Source organism: Corynebacterium sp. ACRPQ (assembly GCF_022347225.1).
GTDB lineage: Bacteria > Actinomycetota > Actinomycetes > Mycobacteriales > Mycobacteriaceae > Corynebacterium > Corynebacterium tuberculostearicum_D.
Map to the genome: position 1 here is coordinate 289,100 of NZ_JAKRNF010000001.1, position 22,820 is coordinate 311,919.

Annotated in this window: 21 protein-coding genes; 16 read left to right on the plus strand and 5 right to left on the minus strand. The window is 61.7% G+C overall.

The genetic code is table 11. From position 1 onward, the window contains the following. Nucleotides 1–30: 30 nt before the first annotated feature. The 3 genes from MHY24_RS01360 to MHY24_RS01370 are packed head-to-tail and all read left to right on the plus strand — an operon-like array spanning nucleotide 31 to nucleotide 3,643. Nucleotides 31–1,110 (plus strand): hypothetical protein, encoded by a 1,080-nt coding sequence (locus MHY24_RS01360; protein ID WP_239228085.1) that lies wholly within the window; start codon nucleotides 31–33, stop codon nucleotides 1,108–1,110. Then, nucleotides 1,097–2,275, plus strand: coding sequence for a beta-carotene 15,15'-monooxygenase (locus MHY24_RS01365; protein WP_239228086.1), 1,179 nt, complete (start codon nucleotides 1,097–1,099; stop codon nucleotides 2,273–2,275). The genes MHY24_RS01360 and MHY24_RS01365 overlap by 14 nt, the downstream gene beginning before the upstream one ends. Further along, nucleotides 2,276–3,643 carry a multicopper oxidase domain-containing protein gene (locus tag MHY24_RS01370; protein ID WP_239228087.1) on the plus strand — a complete coding sequence of 456 codons (1,368 nt, stop codon included), beginning with the start codon at nucleotides 2,276–2,278 and terminating at the stop codon, nucleotides 3,641–3,643. Nucleotides 3,644–3,870: 227 nt separating this feature from the next. On the opposite strand, the gene MHY24_RS01375 is transcribed toward MHY24_RS01370, so the two are convergent. The 5 genes from MHY24_RS01375 to MHY24_RS01395 all read right to left on the minus strand — a co-directional run bounded on the left by MHY24_RS01375 (nucleotide 3,871) and on the right by MHY24_RS01395 (nucleotide 9,117). Next, complete coding sequence (locus MHY24_RS01375) at nucleotides 3,871–4,458, minus strand: molybdenum cofactor guanylyltransferase (protein ID WP_239228088.1); 588 nt, start codon at nucleotides 4,456–4,458, stop codon at nucleotides 3,871–3,873. After that, nucleotides 4,458–4,937 carry a cyclic pyranopterin monophosphate synthase MoaC gene (gene moaC, locus MHY24_RS01380; RefSeq protein WP_198492889.1) on the minus strand — a complete coding sequence of 160 codons (480 nt, stop codon included), beginning with the start codon at nucleotides 4,935–4,937 and terminating at the stop codon, nucleotides 4,458–4,460. The genes MHY24_RS01375 and moaC overlap by 1 nt, the downstream gene beginning before the upstream one ends. 9 nt (nucleotides 4,938–4,946) lie before the next feature. Next, the gene (locus tag MHY24_RS01385; protein WP_239228089.1) at nucleotides 4,947–6,146 is read right to left on the minus strand and encodes a molybdopterin molybdotransferase MoeA; all 1,200 of its coding nucleotides are present in this window, start codon (nucleotides 6,144–6,146) and stop codon (nucleotides 4,947–4,949) included. Nucleotides 6,147–6,156: 10 nt separating this feature from the next. Next, nucleotides 6,157–7,269 carry a GTP 3',8-cyclase MoaA gene (moaA, locus tag MHY24_RS01390; protein ID WP_239228090.1) on the minus strand — a complete coding sequence of 371 codons (1,113 nt, stop codon included), beginning with the start codon at nucleotides 7,267–7,269 and terminating at the stop codon, nucleotides 6,157–6,159. A 66-nt stretch (nucleotides 7,270–7,335) separates the two neighbouring features. After that, entirely contained in the window at nucleotides 7,336–9,117 is a 1,782-nt protein-coding gene (locus MHY24_RS01395; protein WP_239228091.1) for a long-chain fatty-acid--CoA ligase, read from the minus strand. A 355-nt stretch (nucleotides 9,118–9,472) separates the two neighbouring features. On the opposite strand from MHY24_RS01395, the gene rho reads away from it, so the two are divergent. The 13 genes from rho (at nucleotide 9,473) to atpD (ending at nucleotide 22,818) form a co-directional block, all read left to right on the plus strand. Beyond that, nucleotides 9,473–11,320, plus strand: coding sequence for a transcription termination factor Rho (gene rho, locus MHY24_RS01400; RefSeq protein ID WP_204609421.1), 1,848 nt, complete (start codon nucleotides 9,473–9,475; stop codon nucleotides 11,318–11,320). Further along, nucleotides 11,313–12,389, plus strand: coding sequence for a peptide chain release factor 1 (gene prfA / locus MHY24_RS01405; protein ID WP_239228092.1), 1,077 nt, complete (start codon nucleotides 11,313–11,315; stop codon nucleotides 12,387–12,389). The genes rho and prfA overlap by 8 nt, the downstream gene beginning before the upstream one ends. 6 nt (nucleotides 12,390–12,395) lie before the next feature. After that, complete coding sequence (gene prmC, locus MHY24_RS01410; RefSeq protein WP_239228093.1) at nucleotides 12,396–13,232, plus strand: peptide chain release factor N(5)-glutamine methyltransferase; 837 nt, start codon at nucleotides 12,396–12,398, stop codon at nucleotides 13,230–13,232. A gap of 32 nt (nucleotides 13,233–13,264) precedes the next feature. Further along, nucleotides 13,265–13,933 (plus strand): L-threonylcarbamoyladenylate synthase, encoded by a 669-nt coding sequence (locus tag MHY24_RS01415; RefSeq protein WP_005327639.1) that lies wholly within the window; start codon nucleotides 13,265–13,267, stop codon nucleotides 13,931–13,933. A 12-nt stretch (nucleotides 13,934–13,945) separates the two neighbouring features. Beyond that, nucleotides 13,946–15,121, plus strand: a complete 1,176-nt coding sequence (locus MHY24_RS01420; protein WP_239228094.1) for an MraY family glycosyltransferase — start codon at nucleotides 13,946–13,948, stop codon at nucleotides 15,119–15,121. A gap of 73 nt (nucleotides 15,122–15,194) precedes the next feature. Beyond that, nucleotides 15,195–15,572, plus strand: coding sequence for a hypothetical protein (locus MHY24_RS01425; protein ID WP_218840748.1), 378 nt, complete (start codon nucleotides 15,195–15,197; stop codon nucleotides 15,570–15,572). A 458-nt stretch (nucleotides 15,573–16,030) separates the two neighbouring features. After that, nucleotides 16,031–16,843, plus strand: a complete 813-nt coding sequence (gene atpB, locus MHY24_RS01430; protein ID WP_049361382.1) for a F0F1 ATP synthase subunit A — start codon at nucleotides 16,031–16,033, stop codon at nucleotides 16,841–16,843. Nucleotides 16,844–16,946: 103 nt separating this feature from the next. Further along, entirely contained in the window at nucleotides 16,947–17,189 is a 243-nt protein-coding gene (locus MHY24_RS01435; RefSeq protein ID WP_049361381.1) for an ATP synthase F0 subunit C, read from the plus strand. A 44-nt stretch (nucleotides 17,190–17,233) separates the two neighbouring features. Further along, complete coding sequence (locus tag MHY24_RS01440; protein WP_049361380.1) at nucleotides 17,234–17,806, plus strand: F0F1 ATP synthase subunit B; 573 nt, start codon at nucleotides 17,234–17,236, stop codon at nucleotides 17,804–17,806. A 6-nt stretch (nucleotides 17,807–17,812) separates the two neighbouring features. Continuing rightward, nucleotides 17,813–18,628 carry a F0F1 ATP synthase subunit delta gene (locus MHY24_RS01445; RefSeq protein ID WP_204609411.1) on the plus strand — a complete coding sequence of 272 codons (816 nt, stop codon included), beginning with the start codon at nucleotides 17,813–17,815 and terminating at the stop codon, nucleotides 18,626–18,628. Between the two features lie 60 nt (nucleotides 18,629–18,688). Beyond that, nucleotides 18,689–20,329 carry a F0F1 ATP synthase subunit alpha gene (atpA, locus tag MHY24_RS01450; protein WP_023021750.1) on the plus strand — a complete coding sequence of 547 codons (1,641 nt, stop codon included), beginning with the start codon at nucleotides 18,689–18,691 and terminating at the stop codon, nucleotides 20,327–20,329. 50 nt (nucleotides 20,330–20,379) lie between these two features. Continuing rightward, entirely contained in the window at nucleotides 20,380–21,369 is a 990-nt protein-coding gene (locus MHY24_RS01455; RefSeq protein ID WP_239228095.1) for a F0F1 ATP synthase subunit gamma, read from the plus strand. A 3-nt stretch (nucleotides 21,370–21,372) separates the two neighbouring features. Then, the gene (gene atpD / locus MHY24_RS01460; RefSeq protein ID WP_049361377.1) at nucleotides 21,373–22,818 is read left to right on the plus strand and encodes a F0F1 ATP synthase subunit beta; all 1,446 of its coding nucleotides are present in this window, start codon (nucleotides 21,373–21,375) and stop codon (nucleotides 22,816–22,818) included. Nucleotides 22,819–22,820 lie beyond the last annotated feature (2 nt).

The window sequence follows — 22,820 nt, forward strand, 5'->3', positions numbered from 1 at the left end:
TCTGTAGCCAATATTAGTACGATAAAACCCGTGCAAAATAATAGCGTGGCGCATCGCCTCATCTTCCTCGCCTTCGCAGGTCTATCGTTGCTGGTAGGCCTGGCTGCGGGTGCCACCCTATTGGGGTTGACCGCCACCCCTGGCGCGTCTTTCGCCGCCGACCACGGACCACTCATGGTATTCGGCTTCGTGGGCGGAGCCATCGGCCTTGAGCGCACCGTTGCCGTGCGCACCTCCTGGGCGTGGGCCGGGCCCGTCTGCCACGTTGCCGGCGTGCTGGGCATTCTCGCCGGCCTGCCGCGGGCGGTCCCGGCCGTGTGTTTTGCCGCCAGCTTCCTTGTCCTTGGCTTCATTTACGCCACCATCTATCGCCGTCAGGCGAGCCTCGCGATCCTGGTGCAGGCAGCCGGTGTGATCGGGGGAGTAGCAGCAGCTGCCCTGTGGGCCATGGGCCCGGGTTTTGCCGCGGCGATGCCGTTGTGCGTCCTCTACGCGGTGGCCACCATCATCGGCGAGCGCATGGAACTAGCGCGCGTCACCATGGCCGGAACCCGCGCCGAAAACCACCACACCCTTCTGGTTCTGGGGCTGGCGGCAGCCAGTGTCGTCTACGTGCTTGCCCCAGCGGTGGGCTATCGCGCCATGGGCTTGGTGCTCATCGCCATCGCTGCGGCCACCGCGCGGGTAGACGTGGCCAAGAATCTGGTGCGCTCTCACGGCCTGCCGCGCTACTCGGCGGCGTGCATGTTGGCCGGCTACGGCTGGCTCGCCCTCGGCGGTTACCTCTGGCTGCTGCACGGGCAGTCCACCGGCTTTGCCTATGATGCCGCAGTGCACGCCATCTTCTTGGGCTTTGTCATGTCCATGATTTTCGCGCATGCTCCCATCATTTTCACCTCCGTTATCCGCCGCCGATTGCCGTACCGCCCGGTCCTCTATGTGCCGGTAGCGCTCTTACACGGCGGCCTCGCGTTGCGCATCCTTGCCGATTGCGCCGAGCACACCACTGCCCTCCGCACCGGCGGGGTGGTTACGATAATCGCCGTGTTAATTTTTCTCGCTTGCGGCATTGTCTTGACTGCGAAGGAGGCGCAACGTGCGCATTCATGACGTGTCCCTGGCCGCGCGCGGCCGCTGGCATACCCTGAGCGCCGCCATTATCGGCCTGTGGATCCTTACCGGCCTCGGCCTGCTCATCGCTGCATCCTTGGGCGCTCCTGTGGTGTGGTGGGATATCATCCACCCCTTTACCATTGGTGCGCTGACCACGGCAATCATCGTCTTTTCCACCCATTTCACCGAGGCCTTGACCCGGACTGCGGGCGGGGACTACCGGGGCGTCGGCAGTCGCGTGGGCCTAGTGCAGCTCGGGCTTATCTTGCTGCTCATTGATAGGGCAGGGTATGACTGGGGCCCGCTTGCCGACGCCGCCTCTGCCCTCATCATCGCCGCCCTCACCTGGCACCTGTGGTTCATCGCGCGGCGCCTGCGCGGCTCATTGTCTGGTTCTTTTGCCGTGACCGTGCCCTTTTATATCGCGGCGTCTGTGTTCATGATTGTCTCCGTAGTGCTCGTGATCCTCAGCGGTAATGGGGTAGGTGAGTATTCCCTCCTCGTCGGTGCCCACTCGCGCGGCATGATCTGGGGTTTCGCGTGGCTTACCGTCATCGGCACGGTGGTCACGTTGCTCCCCACGCTATCGGCCACCGCGATTTCGCCCACCGCTCGCGCGCGGTGTACTCGCGCGCTCATCGTGCACTGCGTTGGCTTGTCCTTGGCGATGGCGCTGTATGCGGTGGGCCTTACCCGCGCCGCAGGCGTGGCCCAACTGCTCGTGGTCCTGGCGGCGGTGCTCATCATCCAGCCGGTGCTTGCCACCGTCATGGGGCGCTCGCCGCGGCTGACCACCGCCACCGTTGCCGTTATCGCCGGACTGCTGTGGATGCTGGCGCTGTGTGCTGGTGACGCCATTTCCGCAGCGGTGGGCGCCTACCCGCGCGCCATCACGCTGGTTTTGTTGCCCGCCTTCCTCGGCGCCGGCCTCTTGCAGTTGGTCACCGGTGTCCTTCACCACCTGCTTCCCATCCTTACCGGCGCACGCCCTAATACCACCGAGCGCACCGGCTACGCCCGCCTGTTGCTCATCAACTTAGGCGGACTGCTGACATTGCTGGGCGCTACCGTGGCCGGGCTTATCATGATGGGGATAGGCCTTGCCGCCAACGTCATCGCCGTCGGCCGAGCCATCTACCTTAAGAAAAGACTGGAGAGTTAAATGCTGAGCGTTTCTTCCTCACAACCTGCGGACAAACCCGCGCCGAAGGATTCATCGTGGGCCTCGTGGTTGCTCATCGGCATCGCGCTGGCAGCGGTCATCGCGCTCGCGGTGGTCAATTCCACCGGCAAGGGCTCGGAGTCTGCGGCACCGGTATCCTCTGGCGAAACGCAGACCATTGACGTGGGCGTAGACGGCATGGCCTTTACCCCCTCGTCCATCGATATCGACCCCGGCACCCACCTGGTGGTCAACTTCACCAACTCCGGCGACCAAGTCCACGATCTTAAGATTGGCGACGCCGAAACCGGCCGCGTTGACCCCGGTGAGACCGTCCAACTCGATGCCGGAGTCATCGACTCCTCCGAGGAAGGCTATTGCACCATCGCCGGCCACAAAATGCAGGGCATGACCTTCCAAGTCAACGTGGGAGACGGCGCCGCTGCAGGACATGACCATGCGGTGTCCTCAGCTAGCAATCCGCATGTGGACGTGCCAACCGCCGCCGAACTCGGCGCACAGCGCGACGACTTTTCTGCCTTCGACGCCACCTTGCAGCCGGCCGCTGAGACGAAGACGCACAAAGAGACCTGGACGATGACCGAGGAAGTCGTGGAGGTGGCCCCAGGCATCAAGCAGATGCGTTGGCTTTTCAACGGCCAAGCCCCTGGCCCCACCCTGCGCGGCAAGGTGGGCGATAGGTTCGAAATCACCATCAAGAACGAGGGCTCCATGGCCCACTCCATTGACTTCCACGCCGGCGAGGTCAACCCAGATAAGACCATGAAATCCATCCAGCCGGGCGAGGAATTGACCTACAAGTTCACCGCGAACCGCTCCGGCATCTGGATGTATCACTGCTCCACGATGCCCATGTCCCTCCACATTGCTAACGGCATGGCCGGCAACGTCATCATCGATCCACCGAACCTCAAGCCCGTTGACGCGGAGTATAACCTCATGGCTACTGACGTCTTCCTGGGCGAGGAATCCACCGGCGCCGACGCCCAGCGCGTTGCCGACGGCCGCTTCGACCTCATGGCCTTCAATTACTACCCTGGCCAATACGATGCAGAGCCCATCAAGGCCAAGGTAGGCGATACCGTCCGCCTGTGGTTGACCAACCTAGGCCCCGACCAGCCTTTGAGCTTCCACGTTGTGGGCGAGCAATTCGATACCGCCTACAAGGAAGGCGCCTACCTCATCAAGAATGAGGACTCGACCGGCTCGCAAGCCCTAGACCTCCTCCCGGCGCAAGGCGGATTCGTCGAGATGACCTTCAACGAGCCCGGTACCTATTCCTTTGTCAATCACATCATGACTAACGCCGAGAAGGGCCAGCACGGCAAGTTCATCGTTACCGAGTAGCCCTCCAGCGGTACGGCCCCTCCCGCTCCTCCCGCCCTTCGCGCTCACCAGCGACCGTTCGTGGTCACATTTGATGCCCACCGTGAGCGCGAAGGGCGGGTTTCTGTATTCGTCCATCCCTCGCGCTCACGGAGGCGGCGATTTCGCGCTTGCTGCGGCTCTCAGTGAGCGCGAAGGGAGGGGAGGCGGAGACTTCTCCCTTGGCGGTCACCGGCGGAAGTGGAGGACTAGCCGAGCGGCTGCCGGTGAGCGCGAAGGGCGGTGTGGGGAGGGAACGCAGGAACCTCGCGCAGCTCCGCACGGGTGTCGTAGTCGCGTTCAGAGCCGGTGCCGGGAATCTCGATGAAGTTGGCGCCACGGATGAGGCGGCGGACGGAGACGTTCCGGGTCGTAGGAAGGGACTCGAGCTGTGTGCGGAGCGCGGGAGCGCGCCAGAGGGAACACAGCGGCTGGAGGTAGCCGTCGGCGGCGCGGGTGAGTACGGCATCGGCCGAGGAGGAGGCGAGGGCCGAGCACAGACGGGGAAGCAGTAGCGGCGAATCGGGGGCATCCACGGCGAAGAGGGCGAGCTCGGAGCAATGGGATAACGCCTGTGCGCCGGCCGCGATGCCGGCGACGGGACCACCGTAGAGCGGTGACTCGCACACCTGGGGCAGGCCGAGGCGATGCGGGGAGACGGCCACGGTCGGGGTGCCGTAGGGAAGCTGGGCGAGCAGGCGGTCGATAAAGCGCGTGCCGTGGGCGGAAAGGGAGGCTTTATCGGCGCCGCCCATGCGCCTGCCGTGGCCGCCGGCGAGGATGACCGCGCCGAGCATTAGGACTCCGGGAGGGTGCGGGACCAGTCCCCAGAGCGGCCGCCGGATTTCGCCACGATTCCGCAGCGGCGGATATACGCGGAGCGGTCCACGCCCTTGACCATGTCGATGATCGCGAGCGCGGATACGTTTACGGCCGTCAGCGCCTCCATTTCCACGCCGGTGCGGTCGGCGGTGCGGACGGTTGCGGAGATGGAAACGTGGTCGTCGGCAAGCGTGAGCTCCACTGCGCAGCCGTGTACGCCGATGGTATGTGCCAGTGGAAGCAGCTCGGGGACCTTCTTGGCGGCCGAGATTCCGGCAATGCGGGCTACCGCGAGGACATCGCCCTTGGGTACAGTGCCATCGCGCAAAGCGGTCATGACCTCCGGAGAACAGGCAACCTCGCCCTCAGCGGTGGCGGTGCGCACCGTGGGCTGCTTCTCGGTGACGTCGACCATGTAGGCGGCGCCGTCAGAGTTCAGGTGGGTAAATTCCATGGTTGCTCCTTAATACAGATAAACGGTGATGTCCTCGCCCATGGCCGGCGGCTCGGAGTCGATGAGGCAAAAGCCAGTGGTGCCGGCCAGCGACACCACGCGGTGGCTGCCGTGGGGTAGGTGCGAGGTGATGGCGGGCGCTGCCTGAAAGTCTACGGTGACGGGAACAATGGTCGGCCGGCCGCGGGAGGCGGGAAGGGGAGACTCCACTCGAGCGTGCAGGTTGACCCGCTGGCGTGGCGCGGGGTGACCGGACAGTGCGGCGATAAGTGGCCGGGCATAAAGCTGGAAATCGACGAAGGCTGCCACGGGATTGCCGGGCAAGCACAGCACCGGGGTGTCATTCCACAGGGAGTAGCCCTGCGGGGCACCCGGGCGCTGGTCGACGTGCCCAAACCACGCGGAATCCGTGCGCCCGAGTACGGTGTGCACGACGTCGAAGGCGCCGGCTGACACTCCACCTGAGGTGAGGATGAGGTCGTGGGACGGGGACAACTGATCGAGCGCAGCGGACAGCTCGGCGGGGTTGTCGCCCACGTGCACGTGCGTATCTGCGCCGGAGAGGGCAGCGAGCATCGGGCCATTGGAATCCGGTAGTTGGCCGGGGGCGAGCTCTACTGGGGAAGAGACGAGTTCTTCGCCGGAGGAGATGACCGCGATGCGTGGGCGCCGGTAGGCCGTAACGGTATATACGCCGGAGGAGGTGAGGGCGGCGATGACGGCGGCGTCGATAAGCGTGCCGGCGGTGGCGACTGGCGCGCCGGGCTGTATGTCCTCGCCGGCGGGGCGGATATGTGCCTTGGTGGGGGCCTCCGTGATGGTGGCCTCGTCCGGAAGTGCTACCGGGCCGGCCGGGGTGGTGGTGTTTTCCACGGGAATGACGAGCATTCCTGCGGTATCGGCAACCGGGGCGCCGGTCATGATGCGAACGGCGTGGCCGGCGGGCACAGCGATGGGAGCCGCGCCGGCCGGTACATCGCCGGCGACGGGGAGGGTCCATGGCGCGGAGGAGGAAATATCCGCGGCATGGACGAGGAAGCCATCCATCGCCGAATTGGCATGGGGCGGCACGGGGAAGCGCGCGGTGGCGTCGGCGGCGAGGACGCGGCCGATGAGGGAGGCGTCGACGGGCGCGGACTCGGCCGGCGGCGTGGAAGCCAGCGCGAGTACGGCGTCGAGGTGCGCGGAGATGCTGCGGGGCGTGGACATAAGATTCAGGTTAGCCGCCGATGGCGGACATCGGACGGTCTGGTTGGAGAAAGCCCTCGTCATCAATGCCATGACCGGGCTTTTTGGTCCACATTTCCCCGGCCCAAGCCTCCATGATGTCCTCATCGCTCGCGCCGGAGCGCAGCAGGTCTCGCAGTGGGGTTTCGGAATTGCCAAAGAGGCAATTGCGAATGGCGCCATCGGTAGTAAGTCGGGTGCGGTCGCAATCGCCGCAGAAGGGGTGGGTGACCGAGGCAATGATGCCCAGCGTGCCGCGCGTGCCATCCGGAGCGCTGACCTCCCACAGGGCGGCGGGGGCGGAACCGCGTGGCTCGCGCGCCGGCGCCATGGAAAAGTGGGTGCGCAGGCGGGCGAGGATATCTTCGGCCGTGACCATGTCCTCGCGGCGCCACTGCTCGCGTGGCCCAAGCGGCATCTGCTCGATGAAACGGAGCTGGGCGCCGTGGTGGACGGCATAGTCCGCCAGTGGAACGATGTCTTCTTCGTTGACCCCGGGCATGACCACGGCGTTGATCTTGATGGGATGCAGGCCCGCGGCATCCGCGGCGGCGATGGCCTGCAACACGTGGTCGAGCCGGTCGCGGCGGGTGAGTGCGGCGTAGCGCTCGCGGTCGATGGTGTCGAGCGAGATATTGATGCGGTCGAGCCCGGCCGCGGCGAGGGCGCCGGCGCGCTTTTCTAGGCCAAGCCCGTTGGTGGTCAGCGCGGTGGATGGGGAGCGGCCTTGGTCGGTGCGCAGCTCCTTGGTCGCGGCAATAATTTTCTCCAGCGACCTGCGCAGCAGGGGCTCGCCGCCGGTAAAGCGTACTTGGCGGATGCCCAGCTTGTCGACGCCTATCCGGATCAGCCGGATGGTTTCCTCATCGCTCAAGGTTTGCTCTGTGGGCATCCACTCCAAGCCTTCGGCCGGCATGCAGTAGGTGCAGCGCAGGTTGCAGCGATCCGTGAGGGAGACGCGCAGGTCGCGGGCTTGGCGTCCATAGCGATCCACCAGTGCGCGCGTGCCATCAGCGGCCGGTGCAGGCAGATCCGCCGGCGGTTTCGCTCGGCCCACGGTAGGCAGGGGCAGGGAAACCACGGGCTGCTGGGAGGAAGGGGTCATTGGTGCCAGTCTAAGAGAGGGGACGAGGTACACCAAGCTGCTACGGCGACTGACGCCAATTTATTCCTAGTTTTCCCGGCTTAAATCGGCGGCGTTGGTGGCATCGAGGCGCTGGGATTCACCCGGTCCTTTGAGCCGGATGATGTTGTACTCGCCCTCTGCCAGGTGGGCGCGCAAATCTTTCTTATCGAACTTGCCCACGGAGGTCTTATCGATGGACTTCACAAAGGTCCAATACTCCGGCAGCATCCAGCTTGGCAGCTCCTTGCGCATGCTGGCGCGCAGGCGCTCCGCGGTCTCGATGGTGGGCGAGGCGCCCTCGGCCAATACTGTGACGGCGAGTGGGCGCTCGACCCATTGCTTATCGGGATAGCCAATCACGGCGGCCTCGACGACAAGCTCGTCAGACATGATGAGGTTTTCTAGCTGCACGGAATAGATCCATTCGCCGCCGGAGCGAATGACATCGCGGGCGCGGTCCTCCACGGTAAGGAAGCCATCCTTGGTCACAGAGCCGACGTCGCCAGTGCGCAGCCAGCCATCGGCGGTGAACTTATCCTCCGCGGCCTCGACTTGTCTGCCGCGGAATTCGGAGGCGATTTCGCCCGGCTCAGCGGTGGGCGAGTGGTAGTAGGAACCGGTGACCAGGTTGCCGCGCACCTGCAGCTCGCCGGCATTGCGGTCGGTGCGAGCGACGACTTGCCCATCATTGACCACGCGGTATTCCAGCGAGGCGGGGATGCGGCCTTGGGATACGCGGTAGGCCCAGCGGGTATCGCCGGAGGCACCCTGGGGCGGGCGGGCAACGCTGCCCACGGTGGAGGTTTCCACCATGCCCCACACGTGGACCACATCGACGCCGTAGCGCTCCTCCCACATCTTGATCAGCGTCGGCGGGACGGGGGAGCCGCCGGCGTAAATCTCGGTGAGTGTCATGCGCTCTGGTGGATGATGCATGTAGTGGACAAAGAGCTGAATCCAGATGGTGGGCACGCCGTGTGCCACGCGCGGAGAAGTAGCGGCGATGGCCTTGGCAAGGGTGGGGGCGGACACGTCGGCGTCGGGAAGCACCAGCGGGGTGCCCGTCATGAAGCAGGTGAAGGGAACGCCCCAGCTGAGCACGTGGCAGATAGGAATGCAGCACAGGAAGGTCTCGCCGTGGGTAATACACAGCGAGTCCGAGGAACGCAGCTGCATGGCCTCCAGGTAGAGGGACCGGTGCGAATACAGCACTCCCTTGGGAGCGCCCGTGGTGCCCGTGGAATAGCACAGCGCCGCGGCCGTGCGCTCATCTAGTTCGGGCCAGTCATAGACGGTTGAGCGGCCGTCGATAAGAGCCTCATAGGAATACACCTCAACCCCGCGGGGGAAAAGGTGGGCAAATTGCTGCGCTGGTTGGGCGCCGGTGATGATGACGCTTCCCACGGAGTTGGTGCCCATGAGCACCTTGCCCAGCTGCTGCGCCAGGCGGGGATCGCAGACGATGGCGGAGATTTCCGCATGGTTAATAATGTGGCGAATCTGGTCATTCATCAGCTGTTTATTCAGCGGGGCAAAAATCGCGCCCTTGCAGGCGGTGCCGAACATTACCTCCAAGTGTTCGGCGCAATTCCACATAAAGCTGCCCACGCGCTCATCGCTGGTGATACCCAATTCATCGTGAATGGCGTGGGCGAACGCGGCGGCGCGGGCGGCGATATCGCGGAAGGTAACTTCCTCGGCCGGATCGAATTCCGAGCCGGTGCCCTCACCGTGCCAGGTGGTAACCGTGGTGTCCCCGTGTACCGAGGCACCGTATTCCAAAATGCGGGTCAGGGAGAGGGGGATATCCATCATCGTGGAAAGCATGCCTCTACTGTAGCGGTGTCATGGTGCGGGCGTTGCGCCCTATGCGTTATACTTGTTCGCGACTGGTAGGAAACCGGAAAGTTTTAGCTCCCCTTTCCTATGCATTCGGGCCCAGAGAAGTATTTTTGCCCGCAGTCGTTTCTTGATTTCTTCCGGTTCGCGCACTAGCTGTGCGAAGTCTCCTCGAGGACACGGAAGAGGCCTCATACTTATTGCCCGGCAGGACGCGCATGCGCCTTGGCACGAGGGCGAGAAGTCCTAGAAAAATACACATTGGCTTCCAGTGCAACGCCGCGAGCATAGGCTGCGGCGGCTCCCGCATAATCGGACCTGGTCAAGCAACGAAAGGATATCCGTGAGCGAAACGGACAACACCGCAGCACAGGATCTTGCATCCCTGAAGCTGCCGGAATTGCGCAAAATGGCCGCAGAGCGCGGCCTACGTGGTGTCTCTGCCCTGCGCAAGGGGGATCTCATCACCGCCATCAAGACCGGACAGGTTCCGCCTAAGGCCAAGGCCAAGGTGGAAAAGGCCGCTCAGGTAGAAAAGGCGGACAAGGCAGAGAAGCCTGAGAAGGCAGATAAGCCGCGCAATAAGGCGCAGGATGAAGCGCCGCACAAGGCGGAAAAGCAGGAAGAATCCAGCGAGAAGAAGGATAATCGCCAGCAGGGCTCTGGTGAGGAGCAGCGCTATGAGTCGCGCTCCCAGGCCCGCCGCGCTCGCCGCAACCGCGCCCGCCGCCAAGAGCGTCAGGAGCGCCAGGAACGCCAAGAGCGCGAGGAGCGCAACCGCAACGAGGAGCAGGGCGGCACTAAGGACAGCCGCGACAAAAACTCCCAGGACGGCTCCGATAGTCAGGGCGAGAAGAATGACCGCGGCGATAATAAGCAGCGCGGCAACCGCCATGAGGACAACAATAACCACGAGCGCGGCAACCGCCGTGGGCGCCGCAACCGCCGCAACCGCCGCGGCCGCGGAAATAACAATGACAATAACGGCGGCAACGATTTGCAGGTCCGCGAGGGCGATGAGCTGCAGGCCGTCGGCGGCATCTTGGACGTCGTAGACAATAATGTCGCCTTCCTGCGCACCACGGGCTACCGTGCCGCGGCTTCCGACGTCTTTGTGAACAACGGCATCGTCCGCCGCCTGGGCTTGCGCTCTGGTGACGCTATCACCGGCCAGGTCAAGGTCTCCGGCCCGACGCATACGCACGGCAATGGCCGCAACCGCCGCAAGTACAACCAGCTGGTACAGGTCGATACCGTCAACGGCATCGATCCGGAAGGCGCAAAGCAGCGCCCGCACTTTAATAAGCTCACCCCGCTGTACCCGAATAAGCGCTTGCGTTTGGAAACGGATCCGAAGATCCTCACCACCCGCGTCATTGACCTCATCATGCCGATTGGTAAGGGCCAGCGCGCGCTTATTGTCTCCCCGCCAAAGGCCGGTAAGACGACGATTCTGCAGAATATCGCCAACGCGATTTCTACCAATAACCCGGAGTGCTACCTCATGGTCGTCCTCGTAGACGAGCGTCCTGAGGAAGTTACGGACATGCAGCGCTCCGTCAACGGTGAGGTAATTGCCTCCACCTTTGACCGCCCGCCATCAGAGCACACCTCCGTGGCGGAGCTGGCTATCGAGCGCGCCAAGCGCCTGGTGGAGCAGGGCAAGGACGTCGTGGTCCTGTTGGATTCCATTACCCGCCTGGGCCGCGCTTATAACAATTCTTCCCCGGCTTCTGGCCGCATTCTCTCCGGCGGTGTGGACTCCAATGCGCTCTACCCACCAAAGCGCTTCCTGGGTGCCGCCCGCAATATCGAAGAGGGCGGTTCGCTGACGATTATCGCCACCGCCATGGTGGAGACCGGCTCTACCGGCGATACAGTCATCTTCGAGGAATTCAAGGGCACGGGCAACGCCGAGCTGAAGCTGGATCGTGGCATCTCCGAGCGCCGCGTCTTCCCGGCCGTGGATGTCAACCCGTCCGGCACCCGTAAGGACGAGCTGCTGCTCGTTCCAGAGGAGGCACGCATCATGACCAAGCTGCGTCGCATCCTCTCCGCCCTGGATTCCCACCAGGCCATTGACCTGCTCATTAAGCAGCTGAAGAAGACCCGCTCCAATGGCGAGTTCTTGATGCAGGTGGCCTCCTCGGCCCCGATGGCTGCGGATAAGGATGAAGAAGATTATGTCTAATCAGGTTTCACTCGTTGATGACATCGTGTCCGAGTACCAGGGCATTGAGATGCAGATGGCCGATCCGGAAGTAGCCGGCGACCAGAAGCAATTCCGCAAGCTCTCCAAGCGCTACGCGGAGCTGCGCCCCATCATCATGGTCAATGATGAGCTGACCCAGGCGCGCGAGGATCTCGCTGATGCCAAGGAGATGGCCTACGAGGATCATGACTTCCAGGAAGAAGCGGACCGGCTAGAAAAGTCCGTGGAGAACTTGGAAGAAAAGCTCGCTGACCTGCTCGCGCCGCGCGATGAGCAGGATTCCGAGGACATCATTATGGAAATCAAGGCCGGCGCGGGCGGCGAAGAAGCAGCCCTCTTTGCCGGCGACTTGGCCCGCATGTATGAGCGCTATGCGGATAAGACGGGCTTTAATTGGGAGGTCTTGGGCCTCAATGAGTCCGATTTGGGCGGGGTGAAGGATATGACGATTTCCTTCCGCTCCAAGTCCCCGTCGCGCGATGGTGCATGGTCCGTATTCAAGTTTGAGGGCGGCGTGCACCGCGTACAGCGCGTTCCGGTCACTGAGTCCCAGGGCCGCATCCAGACCTCTGCCGCCGGCGTGCTGGTCTACCCGGAGCCGGAAGAGGTCGAGTCCGTCAATATCGATGACAAGGATATTCGCGTCGACGTCTACCGCTCTTCCGGTAAGGGCGGTCAGGGCGTGAACACCACCGACTCCGCGGTGCGTATTACCCACCTGCCCACCGGGCTCATCGTGACCTGTCAGAAGGAGCGTTCCCAGATTCAGAATAAGGCGCGTGCGCTGCAGGTTCTGCAGGCCCGTCTGGATCAAATGGAGCGCGAGGCCCGCGAGGCTGAGGCCGGCGAGCAGCGCGCCTCCCAGGTGCGAACCATGGACCGTTCCGAGCGTATCCGCACCTATAACTGGCCGGAAAACCGCATCACGGATCACCGCATTGGTTACAAGGCCAATAACTTGGACTCCGTGCTGAACGGTGACATGCATGACCTTATTAAGGCTCTGCAGGACCAAGAGCGCGCCGAGCGCCTCGAGGCCGAGGGCTAAACCAGCGTGGAAAACACGTATGGACAGGCGCTGCGCCGCGGGGTGCAGCGCCTTCGTGCTGCCGGGGTGGCCAGCCCTGAGTGGGATGCACGCATTATGGCCGCGCACCTCATCCACTGCGGCCACATGGATATCCCGCTCGATCAGGCTCCTATGCCCGGCTTCGACGTGGCCTATGATGCGCTGCTGCGCCGCCGGGAGGCCCGCGAGCCTTTGCAGTACGTACTAGGCAGCGCCTGGTTCGGACCGCTGGAGCTCAAGGTGGGCCCCGGCGTGTTTATCCCGCGGCCGGAAACCGAGGTTATGGCGGACTGGGCGGTGCGCAATGCGGACGGCCCGCGGCTGGTTGATTTGTGCACCGGCACGGGCGCGCTAGCGCTCTACCTACACCACTATCTGCCTGACGCGCAGGTGAAGGCAGTGGAGCTTGCCGACGCCGCCCTCGCCTACACCCAAGCCAATGCCCGTAACACCGGGGTAGAGGTCATCCAGGCTGATGCCACGGCCGACGATACTTTGGCGGAATGGAATGGGACCGTGGATCTCCTCGTGACCAACCCGCCCTACGTGCCGGAGACCCCGGATCTTGAACCGGAGGTCTACCACGACCCGCATAACGCGGTTTTTGCCGGAGCGGATGGGATGGGGGTCATTACAGGCCTTATCCCGACCATTGCGCGCCTTGTGCGCCCCGGCGGCAAGGTAGCCATCGAACACGACGATTCCACGAGCGAGGCCGTCCAAGCCGCATTGGCTCGACACGGCGGCTTTGCACAGATCGCCCCGCTGCAGGATCTGACGGGAACGCCCCGCTTTGTCACTGCGGTGCGCGGAGTAGACTAAGACACCATTGAGGGCAGGAAGGGGAAAAGAATATGCAAGGAAAGATTTTTAACTGCGCCGATGATGCCGAGCGCGAAGAGGGCATGAATATTGCGGTCAAGGCCGCGCAATCCGGTCGCCTTGTGGTCATGCCTACCGATACGCTCTATGGCCTCGGCTGCGATGCCTTTGATAATGATGCCGTAGCCAACCTCTTGGCCACTAAGCAGCGCGGCCCGGATATGCCGGTGCCGGTTTTGGTGGGTTCCTGGGATACCGTTCGCGGTCTGGTTGCTTCCTATACGGATACTGCGCGTGACTTGGTGGAGGCCTTCTGGCCCGGTGGCCTGTCCATTGTCGTTCCGCAAGCGCCGTCTCTGCCGTGGAATCTGGGCGATACCCGCGGCACCGTGATGCTGCGCATGCCGTTGCATCCCATCGCCATCGAGTTGCTGCGCGAGGTTGGCCCCATGGCTGTCTCCTCTGCCAATATTTCTGGCCACCAGCCGCCGACCACGGCGCTTATGGCCAAGCAGCAGCTTGGTAAAGCCGTGACGGTTTACTTGGATGGGGGAGAGACGGCCGTCGGCAAGCCCTCGACCATCATTGATCTCTCCGGCGAGCGCCCGTACCTGCTGCGCGAAGGTGCGCTTTCGGCCGAGGAAATCGGCGAGGTCATTGGCGTCGACGCGCAGACCCTGCGCACCCGCCCACAGGCTTAAGGAGGCATTCGCGTGAGCGGCAGCGGTGTCCCGCTGCGCGAGCTGGCCCTCGTCATCCTCGTCGCAGCAGCATTTACGTATCTCACCACCGGTGTGGTGCGCTCCTTTCTGGTGCGTACCGGCCGCGTGGCGGAAATTCGCCAGCGTGACGCCCACACTCAGCCCACTCCTCGCCTGGGAGGCGTGGCCATGTTTACCGGCTTCGCGGCGGCAATATTCCTCGCCGCCCAGCTTCCAGCTTTGACTCGCGGCTTTATGCCCGTCACTCCGGAGATGAATGCAGTGCTCTGGGCCGCCCTGGCGCTAGTGCTTGTCGGAGTGGTCGATGACCTGGTGGAACTCAGTGCCATAGTAAAGCTTTTTGGCCAGCTCTTTGCGGCCACCTTGATGAGTGGGCTGGGGCTTACCTGGACGCTGCTTTTCATCCCTTTTGGAGGAGGCACCACGGTCGTCCTCGACCAATTGCAAAGTACCCTGGTCACCGCATTCTTTACCGTTCTGCTCATCAATGCGATCAACTTTGTCGACGGCCTCGATGGCCTAGCGGCAGGCCTTGGCATGATTGCGGGCGGAGCAATTCTGGTCTTTTCCTTGACCGTTCTCCACGACCAAGGCGGTGCAGTCTCGGCCTACCCACCGGCCATCATCAGCGCTGCCTTGGTGGGAATGTGCGCTGGCTTCTTGCCGCATAACTTCGAACCGTCGCGCATCTTCATGGGCGATTCTGGCTCGATGCTTATTGGTCTCTTGCTCGCTGCGGCCTCGACTTCCGCGTCTGGCAAGATCAACATGTCGCTTTACGGCACGGTGGACATTGTCGCTTTGATGTCTCCCATCATCGTGGTGGCCGCAGCGGTGTTTATTCCAGTCCTAGACCTTGTCTGGGCCGTCATTCGCCGTCTGTCCCAGGGCCGCTCACCGTTTTCTGCGGATAAGGCGCACATCCATCACCGCCTACTCTCGCTCGGCCATACCCACCGCCGGACCGTGCTGGTTCTTTACCTGTGGGTCTCCGCCGTAGCCTTCGGCGCGGTGTCCTTTTCCATCGTGCCCGCGCCGGTGGCCATTGGCGTCACCATCGTTGCCTTGCTCCTCGCGTTCGCGGCGACCCTCGTGCCTTTGCGCCAAGGAAAGATTGGGCCTGCCGCGCGAGAGACCGTCGTGGTGAAGGAATCTGAGCCCTCGTGAGGTAGGGTGTGTAGCCGTGAGTGAAGCACAAGCGACTACGCAACCCTCGGAATTTGATGACCACCGCCGTCCCATGCAAAGGGCGGTCAAGCTGGGTGGTCTTGCCCTGCTGGTTATTACGGTGGTCTCCTTAGCCGTCTGGGGCGGTATCAGTGGTCTCCCCGGTATTTGGGGAGTCCTGGTCGGTGCCGCTATCGGTGGCGGCTTCGTCTTATTTACCGCCTTGTCGGTATTGCTAACCGCCAATACCACTCCTGCCAACACCATGGCCGTGGTGCTGGGCGGTTGGCTGCTCAAAGTCATCGTCTTGGTCATGGTGCTTCTCGTAATCCGAGATATGGATTTCTATGACACCGTGGCGCTATTCGTGACCGTCATGCTGGCCCTTTTCGCCACTTTGGGCACGGAGGTGTGGGCCGTCGTCACCTCGCGGGTTACGTACGTCTCGTAGCAGGGAAGTGGCCTTTGTTGGGGCCCACCGCTTTTCTGGAAGGAAAGGTGGTGGGCCCTTTTGCTTTGCGTGCATGCAATCGTTTCTGCTGTGGTTACCCCCGTCAAGGTGGGGAAATAGGCAAGTGTGATGAACTCCACGTAGCAGGATTTAGGCAGAATGTGGCCTTTTTGTTGTGAATTTGTGGCGGAATTGAGCCCGCAGCGGTGAAACTAGGGGCGTTAGTGGCCCCCCACGTGCGAAAACTCTTGATCTAACTGATACGCTTTTCTTCGGGTTACCGCGGGTTAGCACAAAAGCTGGCTTTCGCAGCGGTGAATCCCTGTCTTGCGCACGCTGATGTGCGACGGAGTCCGTGTGTGAGGCAGAGAGTTTGAGACGTCCATCGCACCACACGGCCTTCGACAAGCTGTGTGGCCCGAACACGGGAGAGAACGCTGAGCGTTACAACATTGGCCATGAAGGGTAGCTTCCACGCACCCGAACTGGACCCAGAATTTTTCCCGGGGCACGTAACCGATGATGGCGGAGTCGTTGACCTCTGGTTGAGCGATTTTGCCAACGGTTGGTTCGCTTTGGATCGCATCATGCTCGTTCGCCTTCTGATGGCGGCCGTGCTGGTGCTCCTATTTGTTGTCGCCTTCAGGAACCCCAAGTTGGTTCCTAAAGGAATTCAAAACGTAGGCGAGCATGCGATTGACTTCGTGCGAGTTCAGATCGCAGAAGACATCTTGGGCAAGAAGGAAGGACGTCGCTTCCTTCCACTTTTGGCCTCTATCTTCTTTGCAGTTTTGTTCTGGAACCTCACAACTATTGTGCCGGGCCTGAACATTTCTCCGAACGCCCGTATCGGTATGCCAATCGTCTTGGCAGCTGTTGCGTATATCGCCATGATTTACGCCGGCGCTAAGCGCTATGGCTTTGGCAAGTTCATCAAGTCCTCGGTGGTTATTCCTAACCTGCCGCCGGCCTTGCACATTCTTGTCGTGCCGATTGAGGCTTTCTCTACGTTTGTTATGCGCCCAGTCACCTTGGCTCTTCGTCTTATGGCGAACTTCCTGGCTGGTCACCTCATTTTGGTCCTGTTGTACTCGGCTACGAACTTCTTCTTCTTCCAGTTCAACGCTTGGACCGCAGTGGGTGGCTTGACCCTGGTCGCAGCGGTTCTGTTCACGCTTTACGAGCTTATCGTCATCTTCCTGCAGGCATATATCTTTGCCCTGCTGACGGCGGTATACATCGAATTGTCGTTGCATGCAGATTCGCACTAACAACAACGCGAACCTCGCGGTTAACTAAATACCCCAAAATCAAACCAACACCGCCCCGCAGGACACTCCCGCGGGATATACATTGAAAGGGAACGACTTTCACATGAACGAGATCATCCTGGCTCAGGACGCAGCAACCACCTCCTTCGACGGCCTTCAGTCCCTCGGCTACGGCCTGGCCACCATCGGCCCGGGCCTGGGCATCGGCATCCTCGTTGGCAAGACCGTTGAGGGCATGGCACGCCAGCCTGAGATGGCCGGCCAGCTGCGTACCACCATGTTCCTGGGTATCGCCTTCGTTGAGGCACTTGCCCTCATCGGCCTCGTTGCAGGCTTCCTGTTCTAAAGAACGCTTTACACAAGTAAATCGAACTTTAAGAACGGAGACCCATGAACAACGTCATTTACTACCTTGCAGCAGAAGGAAGTGAGCACCTGCCGCTGGAGAGCGGCAACTCCATCCTCCTGCCCAAGATGTACGACTTAGTCTGGTCAATCATTCCGTTCGCCATCATCTTGCTGATTTTCGCGAAGTTCGTTCTTCCGAAGTACAGCCAGATGCTGCAGGAGCGTGAAGACCGGATCGAGGGCGGCTTGAAGCGTGCCAAGGCCCAGCAGGCCGAGGCTAAGGCTGCTCTGGAAAAGTACAATGCTCAGCTGGCCGACGCCCGTGCAGAGGCAGCCGAGATCCGCGAGCAGGCGCGCGAGCGCGGTAAGCAGATTGAGGCCGAGGCTAAGACCAACGCGGAAGAAGAGTCCCGCCGCATCGTCGCCAATGGCGAGAAGCAGCTGGAAGCCTCCCGCTCGCAGGTTGTTACTGAGCTGCGTTCCGAAATGGGCCAGAACTCCATCAACCTGGCGGAGAAGATTCTGGGCGGCGAGCTTTCCGACGCCTCTAAGAAGTCCTCCACCATTGATGGCTTCTTGTCCGAGCTCGACTCTGTGGCACCGGCCGGAAAGTAGGCAACTATGAAGGCAGCTAGCCGCGAAGCACTCGCAACCTCGCAAACCCGCTTGGATGAGATCCTGGCAGGCGATAACAATGTCGCCACCGCCGCGCAGGCGGGCCTGGATATCTTCGAGGTTGTCGATGTCTTGGATGCAGACCGCGAATTGCGCGTCGCATTCACCGATATCGCCGCCCCGAGCGAGGCACGTAAGTCCCTGGCAGAGACCCTGTTCGGCTCCAAGATTTCCGGTGGCGCATTGCGCATCATCCAGGAAGCTGCGGCCGCACAGTGGTCCACCCCGAAGGACTTTGTCAAGGGCTTGGTGTCCCTGGGCCGCCGCGCACTGCTGCGCGGTGCTGAGGCGCAGGGTCAGCTGGGCCAGGTAGAAGACGAGCTCTTCCGCCTGTCCCAGATCCTTGACCGTGAGGGCGAGCTCACCCAGCTGCTTTCCGACCGAACTGCTGATTCCGCCCGCAAGCGCGGATTGCTGGCAAACGTGCTCTACGGCAAGGTCACGATGTTTACTGAGGCACTCGTGCTTCAGGCCATCTCCCGCCCAGAGCAGAACCCGATCGATGACGTAGCCGCACTGGCCGATACTGCAGCTGACCTGCAGGACCGCACCATTGCGCGCGTTACCGCAGCGGGTGAACTAAACGAAGGCCAGCAAGCAGTACTCGCTGAGAAGCTGGGCAAAATTTATGGTCGTGCGATGTCCATTCACTCTGAGGTTGACACCAGCCTCCTCGGTGGCATGCGCATCCGCGTCGGCGATGAAGTCATTGATGGCTCCACGGCAGGCAAGATTGCCCGCCTGCGTGCCCAGATGGCGTAGCCGAAACGACAGAAACGATTTAAGTAAGTGCTGGAAGATACTACCGAGAGCAGGAAGAACATGGCGGAGCTGACGATCTCCTCCGACGAGATCCGTAGTGCGATTGCGAACTACACCTCGAGCTACTCCGCGGAGGCCTCCCGTGAGGAGGTCGGCGTGGTCATTTCGGCAGCTGACGGTATTGCGCAGGTTTCTGGCCTGCCATCCGTTATGGCGAATGAGCTGCTCGAGTTCCCAGGCGGCGTTATTGGCGTCGCACAGAACCTCGACACCAACTCCATCGGTGTCGTGGTCCTGGGTAACTTCGAGTCCCTCAAGGAGGGCGACGAGGTTAAGAGGACCGGCGAGGTTCTCTCCATCCCAGTGGGCGAGGAATTCCTCGGCCGCGTAATTAACCCATTGGGTCAGCCGATTGACGGCATGGGCCCAATCAACGCTGAAGAGGAGCGCGTCCTCGAGCTGCAGGCACCGTCCGTGCTGCAGCGCCAGCCGGTTGAAGAGCCAATGCAGACCGGCATCAAGGCTATCGACGCAATGACCCCGATCGGCCGCGGCCAGCGTCAGCTGGTCATCGGTGACCGTAAGACCGGTAAGACCGCGGTCTGCATCGATACCATTTTGAACCAGAAGGCTAACTGGGAGTCCGGCGACAAGGATAAGCAGGTACGCTGCATCTACGTCGCTATCGGCCAGAAGGGCTCGACCATCGCCGGCGTGCGCCGCACCCTTGAGGAGCACGGCGCACTGGATTACACCACCATCGTGGCTGCACCGGCTTCCGATTCCGCCGGCTTCAAGTGGCTGGCACCGTTCTCCGGTGCAGCGCTGGGTCAGCACTGGATGTACCAGGGCAACCACGTCCTGGTTATCTACGATGACCTGACCAAGCAGGCTGAGGCCTACCGTGCCATTTCCTTGCTGCTGCGCCGTCCGCCGGGACGCGAGGCATACCCAGGCGATGTGTTCTACCTGCACTCCCGCCTGCTGGAGCGTGCTGCAAAGCTTTCCGACGACATGGGTGCTGGCTCCATGACCGCCCTGCCGATCATCGAGACCAAGGCAAACGACGTCGGCGCCTTCATTCCGACCAACGTCATTTCCATTACTGACGGCCAGGTATTCTTGGAGTCCGACCTGTTCAACCAGGGCGTTCGCCCGGCTATTAACGTCGGTGTTTCCGTCTCCCGTGTCGGTGGCGCTGCACAGACCAAGGGTATGAAGAAGGTCGCAGGTAACCTGCGTCTGGACCTGGCTTCCTACCGTGACCTGCAGGCCTTCGCGGCATTCGCATCTGACCTGGATGCTGCTTCCAAGGCTCAGCTGGAGCGCGGTTCCCGTCTGGTCGAGCTGTTGAAGCAGTCCGAGTCCTCCCCGCAGCCGGTGGAGTACCAGATGGTGTCCATCTACCTCGCCGAGGCTGGCATCTTCGACGTCGTTCCCGTTGAAGACGTCCGCCGCTTCGAGGACGAGGTGCACGAGTACCTCAATGCCAATACCCCAGAGGTCTTTGAGCAGATTTCCGGCGGCAAGCCGTTGACCGATGAGTCCAAGGACGCATTGGTTGCGGCAGCTAAGGACTTCCAGCCGACCTTCCGCACCTCCGAGGGCCACAACCTGGGCTCCGAGGCGCCGGTAGAGCCTTTGGATGAAAGCGACGTAAAGAACACCGAGCTCAACGTCTCCCGTAAGACGGCTAAGTAGAGTTCAGAACTCACAACTAACCGTCTAGATTAAAGAAGGGAGGAGAAACGATGGCTAATCTTCGCGAACTACGTGACCGCATCCGGTCCGTTAATTCGACTAAGAAGATCACCAAGGCCCAGGAGCTCATTGCTACCTCGCGCATTACCAAGGCGCAGGCTAGGGTAGAGGCCTCTCAGCCGTACGCGGCTGAGATGACCAGCATGATGAACAAGCTGGCTGCGGCTTCTACGTTGGAGCATGACATGCTGCGTGAGCGTGAAGACGGAAACGTCGCCGCCATTCTCGTGGTCACTTCTGACCGCGGTATGTGCGGTGGCTATAACAACAACGTCTTCAAGAAGGCTGCACAGCTGCAAGCTCTCCTGGAAAGCAAGGGCTACGAGGTAGTTCGCTACGTTACTGGTAATAAGGGCATCGGCCACTACAAGTTCCGCGAGGACGAGGTAGTTGGCAGCTGGGGCGGTTTCTCTCAGGATCCAACCTGGGAGACCACCCACGATGTGCGCCGTCACTTGATTGATGGCTTTATTGCTGGTTCCCATGGCACTACCAAGGACCGCGACGGCCTGCATGCGCAGGGTGAGGGCGCCGGTGTACGTGGCTTTGACCAGGTACACGTTGTCTACACCGAGTTTGAGTCCATGCTGACCCAGACCGCGCGTGCTCAGCAGCTGTTGCCAGTTCAGCCGGTTATTCAGGATGAGGAGTACCACCTCGGTGACTCCGCTCTGTCTGACTCCGAGTCTGCGGACGACGTTGCCGCAGGATTCGAGTTCGAGCCAGACGCAGATACGCTCATGGAAGCCCTGCTTCCGCAGTACGTCTCGCGTATCCTGTTTGCTATGTTCTTGGAGGCTTCCGCTTCCGAGTCCGCTGCACGCCGTACAGCTATGAAGTCTGCTACTGACAACGCAACCGAGATGGTCGAGGACCTCTCTCGCGTGGCTAACCAGGCCCGTCAGGCACAGATTACCCAGGAAATTTCAGAGATCGTCGGTGGCGCTGGCGCGCTATCTGACAGCGCAGAAAGTGACTAGATTATGACTACAGCTCTGCAAGAGCAGAATGCACAGTCTTCGGCAGTCGCCGGTCGTGTCGTGCGCGTCATCGGTCCGGTTGTGGACGTGGAATTCCCACGTGAGGCACTGCCGGCCCTGTACAACGCACTGCACGTCGACATTAAGCTCGAAGCTGTTGCAAAGACCGTCACCCTCGAGGTCGCTCAGCACCTCGGTGACAACCTTGTCCGTACCGTGTCCATGGCACCGACCGACGGCCTCGTCCGCGGTGCCGAGGTCATCGACTCCGGAAAGCCAATTTCCGTGCCGGTCGGCGACGTCGTCAAGGGCCACGTCTTCAACGCCCTCGGTGACTGCCTCGACGAGCCGGGTCTCGGCCGCGATGGTGAGCAGTGGGGCATCCACCGCGAACCGCCAGCGTTCGACCAGCTCGAGGGTAAGACCGAGATTCTGGAGACCGGCATTAAGGTCATTGACCTGCTGACCCCGTACGTTAAGGGCGGCAAGATTGGCCTCTTCGGCGGCGCAGGTGTGGGTAAGACCGTTCTCATTCAGGAGATGATTACCCGTATCGCCCGTGAGTTCTCCGGTACCTCCGTCTTCGCCGGCGTCGGCGAGCGTACCCGTGAGGGCACCGACCTCTTCCTGGAGATGGAAGAGATGGGCGTGCTGCAAGATACCGCACTTGTCTTCGGCCAGATGGATGAGCCGCCAGGAGTCCGTATGCGCGTGGCTCTGTCCGGCCTGACCATGGCGGAGTACTTCCGCGATGTGCAGAACCAGGACGTGCTGCTGTTCATCGACAACATCTTCCGTTTCACCCAGGCCGGCTCTGAGGTTTCGACCCTGCTGGGTCGTATGCCTTCTGCCGTGGGCTACCAGCCAACCCTGGCTGATGAGATGGGTGTTCTGCAGGAGCGCATTACCTCGACCAAGGGCCGTTCCATTACGTCCCTGCAGGCCGTTTACGTTCCTGCCGATGACTACACCGACCCGGCCCCGGCAACGACGTTCGCTCACTTGGACGCCACCACCGAGCTGGACCGTGCTATTGCTTCCAAGGGTATTTACCCAGCAGTGAACCCGCTGACCTCTACCTCTCGTATCCTCGAGCCGGGTATCGTTGGCGAGAAGCACTACGAGGTTGCACAGCGCGTCATCGGTATTCTGCAGAAGAACAAGGAGCTCCAGGACATCATCGCCATCCTTGGTATGGACGAGCTGTCTGAGGAAGATAAGGTCACCGTTCAGCGTGCCCGCCGTATCGAGCGCTTCTTGGGCCAGAACTTCTTCGTCGCACAGAAGTTCACCGGCCTGCCGGGCTCCTACGTGCCGCTGTCTGAGACCATCGATGCCTTCGAGCGCATCTGCGATGGCGAGTTTGATCACTACCCAGAGCAGGCCTTCAACGGCTTGGGTGGCTTGGACGACGTCGAGGCTGCATACAAGAAGTTGAACGAGAAGTAGGG

What these genes read in the sequence shown, in the direction of transcription:
- MHY24_RS01370 (WP_239228087.1), top strand. Translation starts at nt 2,276, where the DNA reads ATGCTGAGCGTTTCTTCCTCACAACCTGCGGACAAACCCGCGCCGAAG.
- MHY24_RS01375 (WP_239228088.1), bottom strand. Translation starts at nt 4,458, where the DNA reads ATGCTCGGCGCGGTCATCCTCGCCGGCGGCCACGGCAGGCGCATGGGC.
- moaC (WP_198492889.1), bottom strand. Translation starts at nt 4,937, where the DNA reads ATGGAATTTACCCACCTGAACTCTGACGGCGCCGCCTACATGGTCGAC.
- MHY24_RS01385 (WP_239228089.1), bottom strand. Translation starts at nt 6,146, where the DNA reads ATGTCCACGCCCCGCAGCATCTCCGCGCACCTCGACGCCGTACTCGCG.
- moaA (WP_239228090.1), bottom strand. Translation starts at nt 7,269, where the DNA reads ATGACCCCTTCCTCCCAGCAGCCCGTGGTTTCCCTGCCCCTGCCTACC.
- MHY24_RS01395 (WP_239228091.1), bottom strand. Translation starts at nt 9,117, where the DNA reads ATGCTTTCCACGATGATGGATATCCCCCTCTCCCTGACCCGCATTTTG.
- prfA (WP_239228092.1), top strand. Translation starts at nt 11,313, where the DNA reads ATGTCTAATCAGGTTTCACTCGTTGATGACATCGTGTCCGAGTACCAG.
- MHY24_RS01415 (WP_005327639.1), top strand. Translation starts at nt 13,265, where the DNA reads ATGCAAGGAAAGATTTTTAACTGCGCCGATGATGCCGAGCGCGAAGAG.
- MHY24_RS01425 (WP_218840748.1), top strand. Translation starts at nt 15,195, where the DNA reads ATGCAAAGGGCGGTCAAGCTGGGTGGTCTTGCCCTGCTGGTTATTACG.
- atpB (WP_049361382.1), top strand. Translation starts at nt 16,031, where the DNA reads ATGAAGGGTAGCTTCCACGCACCCGAACTGGACCCAGAATTTTTCCCG.
- MHY24_RS01435 (WP_049361381.1), top strand. Translation starts at nt 16,947, where the DNA reads ATGAACGAGATCATCCTGGCTCAGGACGCAGCAACCACCTCCTTCGAC.
- MHY24_RS01440 (WP_049361380.1), top strand. Translation starts at nt 17,234, where the DNA reads ATGAACAACGTCATTTACTACCTTGCAGCAGAAGGAAGTGAGCACCTG.
- MHY24_RS01445 (WP_204609411.1), top strand. Translation starts at nt 17,813, where the DNA reads ATGAAGGCAGCTAGCCGCGAAGCACTCGCAACCTCGCAAACCCGCTTG.
- atpA (WP_023021750.1), top strand. Translation starts at nt 18,689, where the DNA reads ATGGCGGAGCTGACGATCTCCTCCGACGAGATCCGTAGTGCGATTGCG.
- MHY24_RS01455 (WP_239228095.1), top strand. Translation starts at nt 20,380, where the DNA reads ATGGCTAATCTTCGCGAACTACGTGACCGCATCCGGTCCGTTAATTCG.
- atpD (WP_049361377.1), top strand. Translation starts at nt 21,373, where the DNA reads ATGACTACAGCTCTGCAAGAGCAGAATGCACAGTCTTCGGCAGTCGCC.